The following is a 17,091-nucleotide window of genomic DNA, read 5'->3' on the forward strand; positions in this document are numbered from 1 at the left end:
CGGCCCGGTATTCTGTTGTTTTTGTTGCCGACTGGCTCTAGGACCGCTGGTATGAAGATACTTTTTCTGGGTGACGTGATGGGCCGCGCGGGGCGTGCGGCCATACAGCAGCATTTGCCACGTCTGCGTGATGAATGGCGGCTGGATTTCGTTGTGGTCAATGGCGAGAACGCCTCGAACGGGATGGGCCTGACCGGCGATCATGCCAAACTGCTGCTGGATGCGGGCGCGGATTGTGTGACGCTGGGTGATCATGCGTTCGACCAGAAAGACATGCTGCAATTCATCGAGAAAGAGCCGCGCATCGTGCGCCCGGTGAACTTTGCGAAAGGTGCGCCGGGGCGGGGACATCGGCTGTTCACCGCACCGGGCGGGCGCAAAGTGCTGGTGGTGCAGGTGCTAGGGCAGGTCTTTATGAAACGGCCGTTTGACGACCCGTTCTCGGGCGTTGAACCGATACTGAAATCGCACCCGCGCGGCGGGCAGGCGGACGCCATCATTGTCGACATGCATTGCGAGGCGACCTCGGAGAAGATGGCGATGGGTCACTACTGCGATGGCCGTGCCAGCCTTGTGGTGGGGACGCATACGCATGTGCCCACAGCGGACGCTCAGATCCTGCCGAATGGCACCGCCTATCTGACCGACGCGGGGATGTGCGGCGATTATGACTCGGTCATCGGCATGGATAAACTGGAACCGATGCGCCGGTTCATAACCGGGATGCCCAAAGCCCGGTTCACGCCCGCAAATGGCGAGGCCACGCTGAGCGGCGTGTTCGTCGAAACCGACGACCGCGACGGGCGCGCAAAATCTGTGCAGATGGTCCGCATTGGCGGGCGATTGCAGCAAGCTGGCCTCTGAAAACCACGTCAGGCTTGCTCTGCTGCGCGCAATGCGAGACACTGACGTTCAGGCGCGTATGCCAGGCCAGGGTTCGGACAGAATACCAAGAATGCAATTCCTTCAACTGACAGAGATGGGCAGCGCAATCGTGGCGCTGATGATCGTTGCGGGCATGTTCGTCATGTTCCTGCGCGAGGTCTACCCGACCGAAGTGGTGGCCATCGGCGGCGTCGCCCTGATGCTGGCCACCGGCATTCTGCCGTATCAAAGTGCGCTGGCGGTGCTGTCGAACCCCGCGCCGTGGACCATTGGCGCCATGTTCATCATCATGGGCGCGCTTGTGCGGACCGGGGCGCTGGATGCCTTTACCTCGACCGCGCAGAAGCAGGCGCAGGTCAATCCGCGCATCGCCATCGGGTTGCTTATGGGCTTTGTCGTCATCGCCTCGGCCTTTGTTTCGAACACGCCCGTTGTGGTGGTGATGATCCCCGTCTTCATTCAGATCGCACGGACGCTGGACGTTCCGGCCTCCAAATTGCTGATCCCGCTCAGCTATGCGGCCATTCTGGGCGGCACTCTGACGCTGATCGGCACCTCAACCAACCTGTTGGTTGACGGCGTGGCCCGCGCACAGGGCATGACGGCCTTTACCATCTTCGAGGTGACCCCGCTGGGCATCGCCGTTGTGATCTATGGCATGGTCTATCTGCGTTTCATCGCGCCGCGCCTGCTGCCCAATCGCGACAGCATGGCCGACCTGCTGAGTGACCGCTCCAGAATGAAGTTTTTCACCGAGGCCGTCATTCCCCCGGACAGCAACCTGATCGGGCGCGAGGTGATCGGCGTGCAGTTGTTCAAACGTCCCGGCGTGCGCCTGATCGACGTGATCCGGGGTGACGAGTCGCTGCGGCGCAACCTCAAAGGGGTTGAGCTGCGCGTGGGGGACCGGGTGGTGCTGCGCACCGAAATGACCGAGCTTCTGAGCCTGCAGAGCAACAAGGAGCTCAAGCGGGTCGATCAGGTCTCGGCGGTTGAGACCAAGACCGTTGAGGTGCTGATCACGCCGGGCTGTCGGATGGTCGGGCGGACGCTGGGCGCGATGCGTCTGCGCCGTCGTTATGGTGTGTATGTGCTGGCGGTGCATCGCCGGAACCAGAACATCGGGCGTCAACTTGACGATCTGACCGTGCGCGTAGGGGATACCCTGCTGCTGGAAGGTTCGCCTGCGGATATCCAGAAACTGGCCGCCGACATGGATATGGTCGACGTCACCCAACCCTCGGCCCGCGCGTTCCGGCGCAGCCACGCCCCGATTGCCATTGGGGCGCTGGTCGGGATTGTCGCGTTGGCCGGGCTGGGGGTCGCGCCGATCCTGCTGCTGTCGATCATCGCCGTCGCGGTGGTCCTGGTGACTCGCTGTATTGATGCGGATGAGGCGTTTTCCTTCGTCGAAGGCCGCCTGTTGGCGTTAATCTTTGCGATGCTGGCGATTGGGGCCGCGCTGGACAAATCCGGCGCGGTTTCTCTGATCGTCGAGGCCGTGGCCCCCGGGCTGGGCATGTTGCCGCCGTTCCTGATCATCTGGGCGGTTTACCTGCTGACCTCGATCCTGACCGAGCTGGTGTCGAACAACGCGGTGGCCGTCGTCGTAACACCCATCGCCATTTCGCTGGCGCAGGCGGTGGGGATCGACCCGCGCCCGTTGGTTGTGGCGGTGATGGTGGCGGCCTCGGCGTCGTTCGCAACGCCCATCGGCTATCAGACCAACATGATGGTTTATGGCCCCGGAGGATACCGGTTCACCGATTTTCTGAAAGTCGGCGTGCCGCTCAACCTGACGGTGGGCTTGCTGGCGTCGCTGCTGATTCCGCTCATCTGGCCCCTGTAGCACCGGCGCGGAATCGCCGACCCGAGGGGGACAGGTCTTGTAAACGATAATCTGGTCACAATCTTTTCGGTAACGACGCACGCGAAAGGATGGGATCATGCCGTTTCCCAAACTCGGACAGGCCATTGTGGCCGGAGCAGTCATACTGGCCCTGCTGGGCAGCCAAAGCCAAGCCGGATCGGTGACCGGGACCGCGACATATCGCGAACGGATTGCCTTGCCGGAAGACGCGACGCTTTATGTCGAGTTACAGGATATCTCACGCGCGGATGCGCCTGCGGTGACATTGGCCTCGCAACGTTATGCGCTGACCGGTGTGCCCGCCGAGTTTGAGCTGAGCTTTGACGACGCGCTGATCCGCGACGGGATGACCTATGCCATAAGCGGATCGGTCTATCGTGATGGTGAACTGTTGTTTACCACCGACACCGTTCATCCAGTGCTGACCAACGGTTCGGGGGATAGCGCCGATCTTGTGCTGGTGCAGGCCGGCAGTCAGGATGCAGTGATGCTTGAAAACACCGACTGGACCGCAATCGGCATCAATGGCGCGGTCGTACAGGCCGAGCGCCCACCGCAATTGTCCTTCGGGCAGGGCGGCTCTTTTGGCGGTTTCGGAGGCTGCAACCGGTTTACGGGGCAAGCCGAAATTACCCGGGATCGTCTGGAGTTTCCTGACAATATGGCGGCTACCCTGATGGCCTGCCCGCCAGCGATGGAAGAGGTCGAAGACCAGTTTTTCGCCGCCCTGCAAGGCGTGACCACCTATGCCGTTGCAGGCGACGGTCTGGTCTTGCTGGATGCCGCGGGCGAGCCGGTTCTGAAATTCATCCGCACCCCGTAATCAGGCTACGGCGCGCGACCGTCCGGCATTGCGGCCCGAGAAGATGCAACCGCCCAGAAACGTGCCCTCCAGCGCGTTATAGCCGTGATAGCCGCCGCCGCCGAAACCTGCAACCTCACCGGCTGCAAACAGGCCGGGGACGACCTGACCGTCTGCACCGATCATCTGGCTGTCGAGATTGGTCTGCAATCCGCCCAGCGATTTGCGGGTCAGTACATGCAGCTTGACCGCGATCAGCGGGCCGTTTGACGGATCAAGGAACCTGTGCGGTTTGGCGGTGCGGATCAGCTTGTCGCCCCGGTAATTGCGCGCCGCGAGGATCGCCATCATCTGTGCGTCTTTCGAGAACGGGTTGTCGACCTGAGAATCCCGCGCCTCGATCTGGGCGCGCAGATGGGCCTCGTCAATCAATCCGCCGCCCAGCTGGTTCATGCCGGTAACCAGTTCGGTCAACGTGTTGGCAACAATGAAATCCTCGCCCTTTGCCTTGAAAGCCTCGACCGGACCTGTGGCTTTCGAGCCGGACAGGATGCGCTGACGGATCACTTCTTTCCAACTGCCCGAGGTGAAATCGGGATTTTGTTCCGAGCCCGAAAGGGCGAATTCCTTCTTGATCACCTTCTGCGTCAGGACGAACCAGCTGTATTCGTGACCGGTTTTCAGGATTTCGCGCAGCGTGCCCAACGTATCGAACCCCGGCAGACAAGGTGGCTTCAGCCGGTTGCCGCGCGCGTCGAACCACATCGAACTTGGGCCGGGCAGGATGCGAATGCCATGTGCGGGCCAGATCGGATCCCAGTTGCGCACGCCTTCGGTATAGTGCCACATCCGGTCGCCGTTGATGACATGCCCGCCCGCCTTCTCGGCGATCGGAATCATCCGGCCATCCACATGGAACGGCACTCCTGCGACCATATCCTTTGGCGGTTCCCCCAGCCGGTCGCGTGGCCAGTTTTTGCGCACCATCTCGAAATTGCCGCCGATTCCGCCCGAGGTGACGATGACCGAAGGCGCGTAGACCTCGAATTCACCCACTTCATCGCGGTTGGTCTTGCCGCCGCGCTGGGCGGTATCGTCGGCCAGAACCTCTCCGGAAACGCCTTTGGCACAGCCGTTCTGCATGATGATGTGGCTGACCTGATGGCGGAATTTCAACTGTATCAGCCCGGCGCTGATGTGCTCTTGCACACGGCGGACGAAGTGTTCCAGCACACCGGGCCCGGTGCCCCATGTGATATGAAAGCGCGGGACCGAGTTGCCGTGACCATCCGCATAGGATCCGCCGCGCTCGGCCCAGCCAACTACCGGGAACCAGCGCAGGCCCATCGCATGCAGCCATGGGCGCATCTCACCAGCGGCAAATTCTACATAGGCCTCAGCCCATTTACGCGGCCACGCGTCCTCGTCCCGGTCGAACTGCGCACTGCCCATCCAGTCGCGCAGGGCCAGATCGTGGCTGTCGCGAATGCCCATACGGCGCTGTTCCGGGGTGTCGACCATGAACAGCCCGCCAAGGCTCCAGAACGCTTGTCCGCCCAGGAAATGCTCTGGCTCCTGATCCACAACGATAACCCGCTTGCCCCGGTCGCCCAACTCGGCTGCGGCGGCAAGCCCGGCCAGGCCCGCGCCGACAATGATCGCGTCTGCGGTATTGGTGGTCATGCGATGGCCCCTCGGATCGGTTGCGGCGGTTGTGCCGTCAGCCTAGGCGAGGGGTCACGGATCAGGCAACCGCGTCGTGGGGTCAGCCATAACGCTGCGCAAACCGGCGCAGGATTTCGCCCGGCTGCGTGACATCAGCGGCGTGGCACATATCGATCAAACCTTGCGCATCATCTGGCGGGAAATAGCCGTGATCCTTGTAGATATGGATGCGCTGTTCAAAGTCCTTGGCATCCGCTTCGGGGTGGAACTGAGTGGCATAGACATTTTGCCCCCAGCGGATCATCTGAAACGGACAGGGGTCCGAGGCCACCAGATGCACGCAGCCATCGGGTAGGGATTGCACGGCCTCTTTGTGTCCGACAAAGGCTTCGAATTCCGGTTGCAGGCCAGCGGTCAAAGGGTCCGCTGCACCATCCTCGGTCAGGCGACAATCGGAAGGCCCGACCGGTTCGCCATACTGCCGTTTGCTGACATCGCCGCCCAGATGCGCAGCCAGTATACCCAGGCCATAGCAGCAGCCCATGAACGGGTGATCCTGCGCGGTGATCTGCGGCATCAGCCCCATGATCGCGCCTTCAATCCGTGCATCCAGTGCGGATTTGCTGGCCGGATCGTCACTGACACAGCCCGGCCCGCCGCCCACGATGACACCGGCATAGTCGGTCACATCCAGCCCTTCGGGCAGGTCTTCGCAATCCAGCCGGATGCGATGGGTCTGCGCCGGGACCAGCCCGGTTTTATCCAGAATCGAGGCATATTCGGCATCTGACGCGTCGGTTTCCGGGCGCAGTTGCAGGATCAGAAAGCGTTTCATGCGCAGCCTTTAGCCTTCAAAGCGGCCAGAACACAAGGATCGAGGGGATTGAGACAGCGATGATCAATACCTCCAGCGGCAAGCCCATGCGCCAGTAATCGCCGAAATGATATCCTCCGGGTCCCAGAACCAGCGTGTTGTTCTTGTGCCCGATGGGGGTCAGGAACGCAGCCGAGGCCGCCACGGCCACTGTCATCAGGAACGGATCGGGCGAGACATCGAGCGTGCGCGCCATCTGGATACCGACTGGCGCTGCGACAATGGCGGTGGCCGTGTTGTTCAGCACGTCCGACAGGGTCATCGTGACCACCATCAGCACCGTCAGAATGGCCCATGCAGGCAGCCCGTTGGTCAACTGGATCAGGGCGTTGGCGATCAACTCGGTCCCGCCCGAGGTTTCCAGCGCACTGCCCAGCGGGATCATCGAGCCCAGCAGGACGACCACAGGCCATTCGATGTGATTGTAGATATCCGCAATCGGCATGATCTTGGTCAGAACATAGGCCACAACCACGAGACCCAAGGCGATGGGCAGATAGATCAGCCCGATACTGGCGGCCAGCACAGCCGCCGCGAACAGGCCGATGGCCAGCCACGCCTTATCGTTGGCCGTCACGTTCAACCCGCGTTCCGCCAGCGGCAGGCAGCCCAGCCATTCGGTCACATCCGCGCTGCGGTCACGCGAGCAGAGCAGCAGCAGGATATCACCCGGCTCGACCTCGGTCTTGCGGACCTGTTCACTAATGCGGCGCCCCTGACGCGAGATGCCCATCAGCACGGTACTTTGCCGCCACGCCAGCCCCAGCGCCTGCGCGGTGCGCCCGGTGATGCGGGCGCTTTCGGGGACGACAACCTCGATCACCTCCAGCCCGTCGCCCTCGGCTGTCAGCACTTCCTGCCGCCGCGTATCCGAGAAATCCAGATTGAGCGCGGCGCGGAATTCATCCAGCGCTTCGGGCCGCGCCTCCAGCACCAGCGCATCGCCTTCGTGCAAGGTCGCGTGGGCCGAACGGCCATAGCGGCGCTTGCCGTCCCGGATCAGACCGATGATGGCCACGTCGGATTTCTCGGCCGCTTCATACAGCTCGCTGACCCGCTTGCCGATATGCGGTGACCCGGGCGGAACGGTCAGTTCGGCGATGTATTCGGCCAGAACCTCCGAGGTCTCCTGTTGCACGCCGCGGTTGGGGATTAGACGCCAGCCGATCAACGCCACAAAGGCCAGACCGGCAATGGCCGCGATCCCGCCGACGGGGGCGAAATCGAACATCTGGAACGGCTCCCCCAGTGTTTCGGCCCGGATCGAGGCAATGATGATATTCGGCGGTGTCCCGATCAACGTTGCCATCCCTCCAAGAATGGTGGCGAAGCTCAGCGGCATCAGCGACAGGCCCACCGGGCGCGCCGCCTTGCGGGCGGTCTGGATATCGACCGGCATCAACAGCGCCAGCGCCGCTACATTGTTCATGAAGGCCGACAAGACGGCACCGATCCCGCCCATCAGCGCGATATGGGCGCCGAGGCCTCGCGAGGCATCGACCAGTGTTCGCGTGATCATGAACACCGCTCCTGACCGCACCAGACCGGCAGAAACCACAAGCACCAACGCGACAATGATCGTGGCAGGGTGTCCGAACCCGGCGAAGGCATTGTCGACCGGGACAACTCCCAGCGTAACTGCAATCATCAGGGCGGTGAAGGCCACAAGGTCATACCGGAACCTGCCCCACAGCAGCATTCCGAACACGGCGATGAAAAGGGAAAAAAGAATGATCTGATCTGTCGTCATGTCGCCACCATAGCCGCACAGGATGTTGGGGCAAGCCGATCCCTTGATCCTGCCCCCCGCAAACGTCTATATGAGCGCCGAACACGCAATCACGAATAACGAGGACGCACCATGGCAGGCCATTCCAAATGGGCCAATATCCAGCACCGCAAGGGACGTCAGGACGCCGCGCGGTCCAAACTGTTTTCCAAGCTGTCGAAAGAGATCACCGTCGCCGCCAAGATGGGCGATCCCGATCCCGACAAGAACCCACGTCTGCGTCTGGCCGTAAAAGAGGCCAAGTCGAACTCGGTCCCCAAGGACGTGATCGACCGCGCGATCAAGAAATCGGTAGCCGGTGAGGGCGACGATTACGAAGAAATCCGGTATGAGGGTTACGGCCCCAACGGCGTGGCCGTGATCGTCGAGACGATGACCGACAACCGCAACCGCACCGCATCCACTGTACGTTCGACCTTTTCCAAGAACGGCGGCAATCTGGGTGAGACCGGCTCGGTCGGGTTCATGTTCGACCGCAAGGGTGAGGTTGTCTATCAGGCGGACGCAGGCGATGCGGACACCATTTTTGAAGCAGCCATCGAGGCCGGTGCCGAGGATGTCGAAAGCTCGGATGATGGTCACATCATCTGGTGCGCCGATACCGATCTGAACGATGTGTCGAACGCGCTGGAAGAGGCGCTGGGTGAATCCGAATCCACCAAGCTGGTGTGGAAGCCCACCACCACGACCGAACTGGGTCTGGAAGACATGCAAAAGCTGATGAAGCTGGTTGACGCGCTGGAAGACGACGATGACGTGCAACGTGTCACCACCAATTTCGAGGCCACAGACGAGGTCATGGCGCAGCTCTGACCTTTCGCGCCCCATTGGTTTTCAGCCCGGCCGGTTAGGCCGGGCTTTTTCGTTTCAGGCTTTTTCAGCGGTACTTGGCCGACATTCGCGTTCAGAATAGGCTGGGACCCGGAAACTGAAACTGGGACTGGCCTGCGCGCATATCGGTGTTGCGGCAGGTGCTGCCGCGAAACATGGCGAAAAACGCGACAGAATTGGCAAAGCGCAACGTCCCGGTCCTGACCGGGCAGAGCATTCTGTCTCAGGTCGCGTGGACATTGGGCAGCCCGTCGGTGGTGTTGCCGTTTCTGGCCGTGTCCTTCGAATTGCCGATGTTTGTGGCGGGGGCTTTGGTCTCGGTCCGTATGGTCGGCAGTTTGATTGCGGATTTCTTTCTGGCCCGGACAATTGCTGCCCAGCCCAGGAAAAAGCGCGGCATCGCAATGACGGAGTTTGCGGTTGGTGTGTGCCTGCTGATCGCCATGGCGATTGCGGCGACCGGCTTTGTGCCCGCGATAGCGGTGGCCTTTCTGCTGATCTTTTTTCTTATTGGTCTGGTCACCGAGATCCAGAACCTCATGTTTACCGATCTGATCGGCGATCATGTGCAGTCCAAATCCCGGATGGTGATGCACTATCTGCAGCTTGGGGCAGGCGGTTCGGTCGCGATTGCGCTGGCGCTGCTGGTTCACGAGATCACCAAGGACAATCCGCCCTTCTCGCGCCATTCGGCGGTCATTGCCGTGTCCTTTGCGTTCTTCGTGTTTTCGGCGCTGTGCATTCTGGCGCTGTCCGAGATCGGCAAGACCCCGAGCGCATCAACCGGGAAAGAACCTGTGGCCCGGCTCTCGCTCAGGGCCAATGCGCAAGCTGTCATCGACATGTTCGATTATGCCTGGTTTCGCCGCTACCTGGTCATGCGCATGCCGCTGGTTGTCATAACGCTGTCAGTCCCGTTCTTCGCCCTGATCGCCGCCGAGGCACATCATACCTCGGCCAAAGGGCTGACGGCCATGATCATATCGTCGGCCTCCGGGTATCTGGTATCGGCCCCGTTGTGGCAATTCGTGAACATGAAATCGCATCGCGCCGTCATGGTGACGGGGGCTTGCATGGTGGCCGCGACGGGGACGGTCCTGTTGGCGTTTCATTACCTCAAGCTGGATCACGATGTGCATATGCACGCCATTGCCCTGTTCATCGTAACGGTCGCCGTGACGGGCATCAGCGGCGCGCGCAAACTGTATTTTCTGGACGTCGCCCCCAAAGACCAGCGCGTTCAGGCATCGGCTGCGATCAAAAGCATTGCCCGATTGTCTGGTGTCGCCATCTCTGCCTTGCTGGCGGCCATTGCGCATATGCACGAGGTCGCGCTGGCCGTCTTCTTCATCGTGATCTGCAGTCTGATTGCGGCTGTGGCGTGTTACCGGATCGCCGCTCCGGCAACAGAGGCAACGATCGGGGCATCCGAAGGTTAGGCCTCAAAAGAATGACGAGATCTCGTCCAAAGGCTTTTTCAGCTTGGCCACCGCAGGGACCGTTGCATTCTCTGACGGATGCCCAACCGCGATTATCATCGTCGGCTTTTCAGAGGCAGGGCGCCCCAATGCGCCATTGAGGAATTTCATGGGGTTGGGCGTATGGGTCAGCGTCGACAGCCCGGCGTGATGCAGCGCGGCCAGCAGGAACCCCGTGGCGATATTCACGCTTTCGGGCACATAGTAGTTCTTATAGCGCGTACCGTCCTCGAACTCTCCCCAGCGCTGGGCAAAGACCACAATCAGCCATGGGGCGATGGTCAGATGTTCCTTGACCGCATTGGTGCCGATGGGCTCAAGCGCTTTGATCCACTCATCCCCCGCACCCCCTGCGTAAAAGCGGCGTTCTTCTTCTTCGGCCTCTTCGCGAATACGTTGTTTCAGGGCGGGGTCTGCGATGGCGGCAAAATGCCAGGGCTGATGATTGGCACCCGATGGGGCGGTGCCGGCAGTGCGCAGGCAGGTCTCAATCACCTCTCTGGCGACCGGACGGTCAGAGAAATCGCGCACGGTGTGGCGCTGCCGCATCTTGTCATGGAAGGCCAGCGCGGCCTCCTGCATCCGGGCATCGGTGATCTCGCAGCGATCCGGCAGAGGGATCGGGTCATAGCTGAGAGCGTCGCGTGAAAACATGAGGTTACTCCGAGGTTTGGCCCTTTATCCGGCGGCCTGTCACGGGGATCAAGTGCTTTGCAGCAGCCTGCCGGATGGCGCGGGTCAACGGAGTCAGGGCAGGGGCCAGAACGCGCCCGATCTGCCATGTCAGGGCAACATCCAGCGGCGCGTTTTGTAAAAGAGTCTGCAATCGACCGTCGGCCAAGGGCGCGCGGACCAGCGGTTCGGGGTTCATGCCCCATCCGATGCCCGCGACTGCCGCGTCGACGAAGCCTTGCGACGAGGGCAGAAAGTGCGACGGTGGGTTGAGACGTCGACCGGTTTGCACCTCCATCCACGCTTTCTGCAGCCCGTCCTTGCGATTGAACACCAGAGAAGGGGCTTTGCTCAGCGTCGCCGCATCTACCCCTCCGCCGAACCACTGCTGCATGAAGGCGGGGCTTGCCGTGGGCAAGTAGCGCAGCGCGCCTAGTTCAACCGCATCGCACCCAGTGACCGGCTGGCCGCCGACGGTAATGGCGGCGCTGACCTCGCCCCGGCGCAGCCATTCGGCCGAGTGATCCTGATCGTCGATCACCAGATCGAAGTGTATCCCCGGCGCTTTGGCCATGGCATCGACGAACCAGGTGGCCAGAACATCAGCCGGAAGCGCCACGCGCACGCGCGCTGCATTGACGTTTTGCCCCAGCGAGATTTCGCGGGCCAGCTGCGCCTCGAGCAATCCGATATCTTCGGCATGCCGCGCGATGCGCAACCCTGCCGGGGTGCCGGTGCAGGGCGTGCCCCTATTGATCAAGGCTGCGCCCACACGATCCTCAAGCGCCTTGATTCGTTGCGAAATTGCTGACGGTGTCACCGCCAGCTCCGACGCCGCCGCATCAAAGCTGCCATGGCGCAGGATTGCCGACAGGGCGGACAGGTGATGTGGATCAAGCAGCATTAGTCATACTTAATTCAGATGAGTATCTTTAATTTGATAGGCCTGCGCGCAGCCGGTAGTCAACGGTGCAGACAGAAGGAGATCACATGTTTTCTGCCCCGATTGCCGGGTTTGCCCTGGGTTTCAGCCTTATTCTCGCCATTGGCGCGCAAAACGCTTTTGTCTTGCGGCAGGGCCTGAGGCGCGAGCATGTTTTGGCGCTATGCCTGACCTGCGCGGTCTCGGACGCGATTCTGATTGCGGCAGGGGTGGCCGGGTTTGGCACACTGGCTGAGGCCGCGCCATGGTTTGAAACCGTAATGCGTTATGGCGGTGCCGCGTTTCTGATCTGGTACGCGCTGCGCAGTTTCCAGTCTGCGCTGCAAGGGGGCGCCGCGATGGAGCTGGACGGAGGACAACGCACCAGCCTGCGCGCTGCGCTGCTGACGGTGATGGCGTTCACCTGGCTCAATCCGCATGTCTATCTGGATACGGTGGTACTGATCGGGTCGATCTCGGCCCAGTATGACGACCGTCTGGGATTTGCGCTGGGGGCGATGACTTCAAGCTTCGTGTTCTTCTTTTCGTTGGGCTACGGTGCTCGCATTCTGTCACCGGTGTTTACCCGCCCGCGCGCCTGGCAAGTGCTGGATGTGGTGATCGGAGTCGTCATGCTGATGACCGCTCTGAAACTTGTTATCATGTGAAGGGTTGTCCCGGGCGGAAATCCGGTGTTCAACCGATTGCATGATCTCTCCCGATGATAGCTACCGGCCACTGACCGGCATGTTCTGGATGCTTGCTGCCGGACTGTCCTTTGTGGGGATGAATGCGCTGGTGAAAATTCTCGGCACCAGCATGAACCCGATACAGGCGGCATTCCTGCGTTACGTGCTGGGGTTGGTTTTCCTGCTACCGGCGCTGCGGGCGATCCTGGATACGCGGCTGACACGCCGGAACCTGACATTATTCGGTCTGCGTGGCGTGGTGCATGCGGTGGCCGTCATGTTGTGGTTCTTCGCAATGACCCGCATACCGCTGGCCGAGGTGACGGCGATGAACTATCTGACACCGGTCTATGTGACCCTGGGGGCTGCGCTGTTTCTGGGCGAGAAGCTGGCCTTCCGCCGAATCGCAGCCATCGGCGTGGCCCTGATCGGGGTGGTGATCATCCTGCGCCCGGGATTCCGAGAGGTTCAGCCGGGACATCTTGCCATGCTGGGCGCAACGCTGGCGCTTGGTGGTTCCTACCTGTTGGCCAAGGCATTGGTCCGCGATATCCGGCCTTCGGTTGTGGTGGCGCATCTGTCGATCTGGGTGACTCTGGCGTTGATCCCCTTTGCCATCGCCGTGTGGGAGCCGCCCAGCCTGCGCGATCTAGGGATTTTGTTCATCGTCGCCAGCTTTGCCACGGCCGGTCATTATTTCATGACCCTTGCCTTGCAGGCCGCGCCGGTGGCCGTAACCCAGCCCGTGACGTTCCTGCAGTTGATCTGGGCGACCCTGCTGGGCACACTCGCCTTTCACGAAAGCATCGATATCTGGGTCATCGCCGGGGGCACGCTGATCCTGATGGCGGTCAGCTTCATCACCTGGCGCGAAGCCAAAATCAAACGTGACGGCGCAGTGCCCCCCACGCCGCCTCAGGGGTCTGAAACCCCGTTGCGTAGCGTTAAAAAGGTTATTGATTGACGGGTCAATAAAAACGCCTTAGCCTTTCACATATCAGCAGATGTGGCAGAGGGGCAGAGATGCCGAAACTCGGAATGGAACCGATCCGGCGGGAAGCGATCGTCAAGGCGACGATTGCCGAGTTGGGCGTGCAGAAAACCCTCGATGTCACGGTCAGCCAGATCGCCAAACGGGCTGGTATGTCCAGCGCGCTGGCGCATCACTATTTCGGTGGCAAGGATCAGATATTTCTGGCTGCCATGCGCCGTATTCTGGCGGATTTCGGGGCAGAGGCGCGCGCGCAGCTTGCGGATGCAGGCCCTGGTGAACGGGCGCAGGCCATCATTCGCGCCTGTTTTGCGCCGTCCTGTTTCACGCCGGACGTCATTGCCGCCTGGATGACATTTTATGTTCTGGCGCAGACCAATGACGATGCGCTGCGCCTTTGGCAGATTTATCAGGCCCGTATCCGATCCAACCTGATCCACGCGTTAAGCCCGCTGATGAAGGATCCGGTTGAGGCGGCAGAGGACATGATCGCGCTTATTGATGGTCTTTATATCCATGCTGCTTTGAATGCCCCTGAACAACCGCAATTGGCGGTAAACCACGCGTTGCGCACGCTAGAGACCTTCCTCGAGGCTGAAAAATGACAAAACCTAACATTCTGATCCTGATGGTGGATCAGCTCAACGGAACCCTCTTTCCCGACGGTCCCGCTGACTGGCTTCATGCGCCAAACCTGAAAAAGCTGGCGGAGCGTTCGACCCGGTTTGCGAACACCTATACGGCCTCGCCGCTCTGTGCGCCGGGGCGGGCGAGCTTTATGTCGGGCCAGTTGCCTTCGCGCACCGGGGTCTATGACAACGCGGCCGAGTTCCGCAGCGATATCCCCACCTATGCGCATCACCTGCGCCGGGCGGGCTATTACACCGCACTGTCAGGCAAGATGCACTTTGTCGGCCCCGATCAGTTGCACGGGTTCGAGGATCGCCTGACAACCGACATCTACCCCGCCGATTTCGGCTGGACCCCCGATTACCGCAAACCCGGTGAGCGGATCGACTGGTGGTATCACAACATGGGCTCGGTCACCGGCGCGGGCGTGGCCGAGATTTCCAACCAGATGGAGTATGATGACGAGGTCGCCTACAACGCCAAGGCCAAGCTCTATGATCTGGCGCGCGGCAAGGATGATCGCCCGTGGAGCCTGACCGTCAGCTTTACCCACCCGCACGACCCCTATGTGGCGCGGCGCAAATACTGGGACCTTTACGAAGATTGCGAACACCTGCTGCCCGAGGTGGCCGATATCGGCTATGATAATCAGGACCCGCATTCCAAGCGCATCTTCGACGCCAATGACTGGCGCAGCTTCGACATCACCGAAGAGGATATCCGCAAATCCCGCCGGGCGTATTTCGCCAATATCTCTTATCTCGACGACAAGATCGGTGAGATCCTTGAGGTGCTGGAAACCACGCGGCAAGAGGCGATCATCCTCTTTGTCTCGGATCACGGCGACATGCTGGGCGATCGGGGCTTGTGGTTCAAGATGAACTTCTACGAAGGCTCGGCCCGGGTGCCGCTGATGATCTCGGCGCCGGACCTGCCCGTGGGCCGGATCGACACGCCGGTGTCCACCATCGACGTGACGCCTACGCTGGGCGCGCTGGCCGGGGTCGACATGGCCGAGATCGCGCCCTGGACGGATGGTGAAGACCTAGTGCCGCTGGCGCAGGGTATCGAACGCACCGCCCCGGTGGCGATGGAATACGCGGCCGAGGCGTCTTATGCGCCGCTGGTTTCGCTGCGCTATGGCAAGTGGAAATACAACCGCTGCGCGCTAGACCCCGATCAGTTGTTCGATCTTGAGGCCGACCCGCACGAAATGACAAACCTTGCGGATGATCCCGAACATGCAGGCACCCTGCAAACGTTGCGTGCCAAGTCCGAGGCCCGCTGGGATCTGGACCGTTTCGACGCCGACGTCCGCGCCAGCCAAGCCCGCCGCTGGGTGGTCTATGAGGCGCTGCGCCAGGGTGGGTATTACCCGTGGGATTACCAGCCGCTGCAGAAAGCGTCGGAACGCTACATGCGCAATCACATGGACCTGAACATCGTCGAGGAAAGCCAGCGTTTCCCGCGTGGCGAATGACACGAACCCGAAGACCGGAATACCAATAGATGACTTACCCAACCCAACCCACTGCGAGCCATTTCATTGGTGGGGAATATGTCGAGGACACTGCTGGCGCACCGATCGAGGTGATTTATTCCGCCACCGGAGACGTCATCGCAACCGTTCACGCCGCCACTCCGGCCATCGTTGAACGCGCCATTGCCAGCGCCCGCACTGCCCAGAAACAATGGGCAGCCACCAGCGGGACCGAACGCGGCCGCATTCTGCGCCGCGCCGCAGACATGACACGCGAACGCAATCATGACCTGAGCGTGCTGGAAACCTTCGATACCGGCAAACCGTATCAGGAAACCTCGGTCGCCGACGCGACCAGTGGTGCCGATGCGCTGGAATATTTCGGCGGCATGGCGGCGACCCTGACTGGCTCGCATATCCCGCTTGCCGATGGCGACTGGGCGTACACAAGGCGCGAACCGCTGGGGGTCTGCGTCGGCATCGGCGCGTGGAACTACCCCACTCAGATCGCTTGCTGGAAGGGCGCGCCAGCGCTGGCCTGCGGCAATGCGATGATCTTCAAGCCTTCTGAGACCACCCCGCTTTGTGCGCTGAAGGTGGCGGAAATCCTGCACGAGGCTGGACTGCCGGCCGGGCTTTACAATGTGGTGCAGGGGCTGGGCGACGTCGGTGCGGCGCTGGTGAACGATCCGCGCATCGACAAGGTATCGCTGACAGGCTCGGTGCCGACGGGCAAAAAGGTCTATGCCGCCGCGGCAGCCGGGCTGAAACATGTGACGATGGAGTTGGGCGGCAAATCCCCGATGATCGTGTTTGACGATGCCGATCTGGAAAACGCGGTATCGGGTGCGATCCTTGGAAACTTCTATTCCTCGGGTCAGGTCTGTTCGAACGGAACCCGTGTCTTTGTGCAGAAGGGCATCAAAGAGGCGTTTCTGGCGCGGCTCAGCGAACGGCTGCAACAGGCGAAAATCGGTGACCCGATGGATCCCGACACCAGCTTTGGTCCGATGGTCAGCCAACGGCAGATGGACATTGTGCAGGGCTATATCGCAAAGGGCGTCGAAGAAGGCGCGCGGCTGGTCACCGGCGGAGATCGCCTGGATCGCGACGGCTTCTATCTGCAGCCCACGGTCTTTGCCGATGTCACCGACGACATGACCATCGCCCGCGAAGAGATTTTTGGCCCCGTCATGGCGGTTCTCGACTTTGCGGAAGAAGACGAGGTGATGGCCCGCGCTAATGACACCGAATTCGGGCTGGCCGCAGGGGTGTTCACCCGCGACCTGAGCCGCGCGCATCGCGTCGCCGCAGGTTTCGAGGCCGGGACCTGTTTTATCAACAGCTACAACGACGCCCCAGTCGAAGTGCCCTTCGGCGGCTCAAAACTGTCGGGCGTCGGGCGCGAGAATTCGGCGGCTGCGATCGAGCATTATTCGCAACTCAAATCCGTCTATGTCCGCATGGGCGATCTGGAAGCGCCTTTCTGAGGCCAGCCGCCAGAAACACGAAC

The 17,091-nt window shown here is 61.2% G+C and carries 15 protein-coding genes; 10 read left to right on the forward strand and 5 right to left on the reverse strand.

What is annotated here, in order from left to right; all coding sequences use genetic code 11:
• Positions 1–51 precede the first annotated feature (51 nt).
• From ACR0K9_RS06520 to ACR0K9_RS06530, 3 genes are all read left to right on the forward strand, one after another.
• The gene (locus ACR0K9_RS06520) at positions 52–864 is read left to right on the forward strand and encodes a TIGR00282 family metallophosphoesterase (RefSeq protein WP_480530179.1); all 813 of its coding nucleotides are present in this window, start codon (positions 52–54) and stop codon (positions 862–864) included.
• A gap of 91 nt (positions 865–955) precedes the next feature.
• Complete coding sequence (locus ACR0K9_RS06525; protein WP_480821697.1) at positions 956–2,734, forward strand: SLC13 family permease; 1,779 nt, start codon at positions 956–958, stop codon at positions 2,732–2,734.
• Positions 2,735–2,831: 97 nt separating this feature from the next.
• On the forward strand, positions 2,832–3,578 hold the full coding sequence (locus ACR0K9_RS06530; protein ID WP_480821699.1) for a YbaY family lipoprotein: 747 nt from the start codon (positions 2,832–2,834) through the stop codon (positions 3,576–3,578).
• Here ACR0K9_RS06530 and ACR0K9_RS06535 read toward each other — a convergent pair whose 3' ends face one another.
• The 3 genes from ACR0K9_RS06535 to ACR0K9_RS06545 form a co-directional block, all read right to left on the reverse strand.
• Positions 3,579–5,240, reverse strand: coding sequence for an FAD-binding dehydrogenase (locus tag ACR0K9_RS06535; RefSeq protein WP_480821701.1), 1,662 nt, complete (start codon positions 5,238–5,240; stop codon positions 3,579–3,581). It abuts the gene before it with no gap.
• 82 nt (positions 5,241–5,322) lie between these two features.
• Complete coding sequence (locus ACR0K9_RS06540) at positions 5,323–6,057, reverse strand: glutamine amidotransferase (RefSeq protein ID WP_480530171.1); 735 nt, start codon at positions 6,055–6,057, stop codon at positions 5,323–5,325.
• A gap of 16 nt (positions 6,058–6,073) precedes the next feature.
• Positions 6,074–7,846: an SLC13 family permease gene (locus ACR0K9_RS06545; protein ID WP_480821703.1), complete on the reverse strand. Its 1,773-nt coding sequence runs from the start codon at positions 7,844–7,846 to the stop codon at positions 6,074–6,076.
• Between the two features lie 111 nt (positions 7,847–7,957).
• Between ACR0K9_RS06545 and ACR0K9_RS06550 the strand changes: the two genes are divergently transcribed.
• The gene (locus ACR0K9_RS06550) at positions 7,958–8,698 is read left to right on the forward strand and encodes a YebC/PmpR family DNA-binding transcriptional regulator (RefSeq protein ID WP_480530167.1); all 741 of its coding nucleotides are present in this window, start codon (positions 7,958–7,960) and stop codon (positions 8,696–8,698) included.
• Between the two features lie 173 nt (positions 8,699–8,871).
• Positions 8,872–10,155 (forward strand): permease, encoded by a 1,284-nt coding sequence (locus tag ACR0K9_RS06555; RefSeq protein ID WP_480821705.1) that lies wholly within the window; start codon positions 8,872–8,874, stop codon positions 10,153–10,155.
• A 3-nt stretch (positions 10,156–10,158) separates the two neighbouring features.
• Here ACR0K9_RS06555 and ACR0K9_RS06560 read toward each other — a convergent pair whose 3' ends face one another.
• Complete coding sequence (locus ACR0K9_RS06560) at positions 10,159–10,848, reverse strand: nitroreductase family protein (RefSeq protein ID WP_480530163.1); 690 nt, start codon at positions 10,846–10,848, stop codon at positions 10,159–10,161.
• 4 nt (positions 10,849–10,852) lie between these two features.
• Positions 10,853–11,770 (reverse strand): LysR family transcriptional regulator ArgP, encoded by a 918-nt coding sequence (locus ACR0K9_RS06565; RefSeq protein ID WP_480821707.1) that lies wholly within the window; start codon positions 11,768–11,770, stop codon positions 10,853–10,855.
• Between the two features lie 86 nt (positions 11,771–11,856).
• Here ACR0K9_RS06565 and ACR0K9_RS06570 point away from each other — a divergent pair, with 86 nt between their 5' ends.
• From ACR0K9_RS06570 to betB, 5 genes are read left to right on the forward strand one after another with little or no spacing between them, the layout of a single operon-like run.
• Positions 11,857–12,456, forward strand: coding sequence for a LysE/ArgO family amino acid transporter (locus ACR0K9_RS06570; RefSeq protein WP_480821709.1), 600 nt, complete (start codon positions 11,857–11,859; stop codon positions 12,454–12,456).
• A gap of 40 nt (positions 12,457–12,496) precedes the next feature.
• Complete coding sequence (locus tag ACR0K9_RS06575; RefSeq protein WP_480821711.1) at positions 12,497–13,441, forward strand: DMT family transporter; 945 nt, start codon at positions 12,497–12,499, stop codon at positions 13,439–13,441.
• A 59-nt stretch (positions 13,442–13,500) separates the two neighbouring features.
• Positions 13,501–14,073, forward strand: a complete 573-nt coding sequence (gene betI, locus ACR0K9_RS06580; protein WP_480530155.1) for a choline-binding transcriptional repressor BetI — start codon at positions 13,501–13,503, stop codon at positions 14,071–14,073.
• Positions 14,070–15,578: a choline-sulfatase gene (gene betC, locus ACR0K9_RS06585; RefSeq protein ID WP_480821713.1), complete on the forward strand. Its 1,509-nt coding sequence runs from the start codon at positions 14,070–14,072 to the stop codon at positions 15,576–15,578. The genes betI and betC overlap by 4 nt, the downstream gene beginning before the upstream one ends.
• A 29-nt stretch (positions 15,579–15,607) precedes the next feature.
• Complete coding sequence (betB, locus tag ACR0K9_RS06590; protein ID WP_480821715.1) at positions 15,608–17,068, forward strand: betaine-aldehyde dehydrogenase; 1,461 nt, start codon at positions 15,608–15,610, stop codon at positions 17,066–17,068.
• Positions 17,069–17,091: the final 23 nt, after the last annotated feature.

This window comes from Ruegeria sp. L12, from assembly GCF_056531745.1.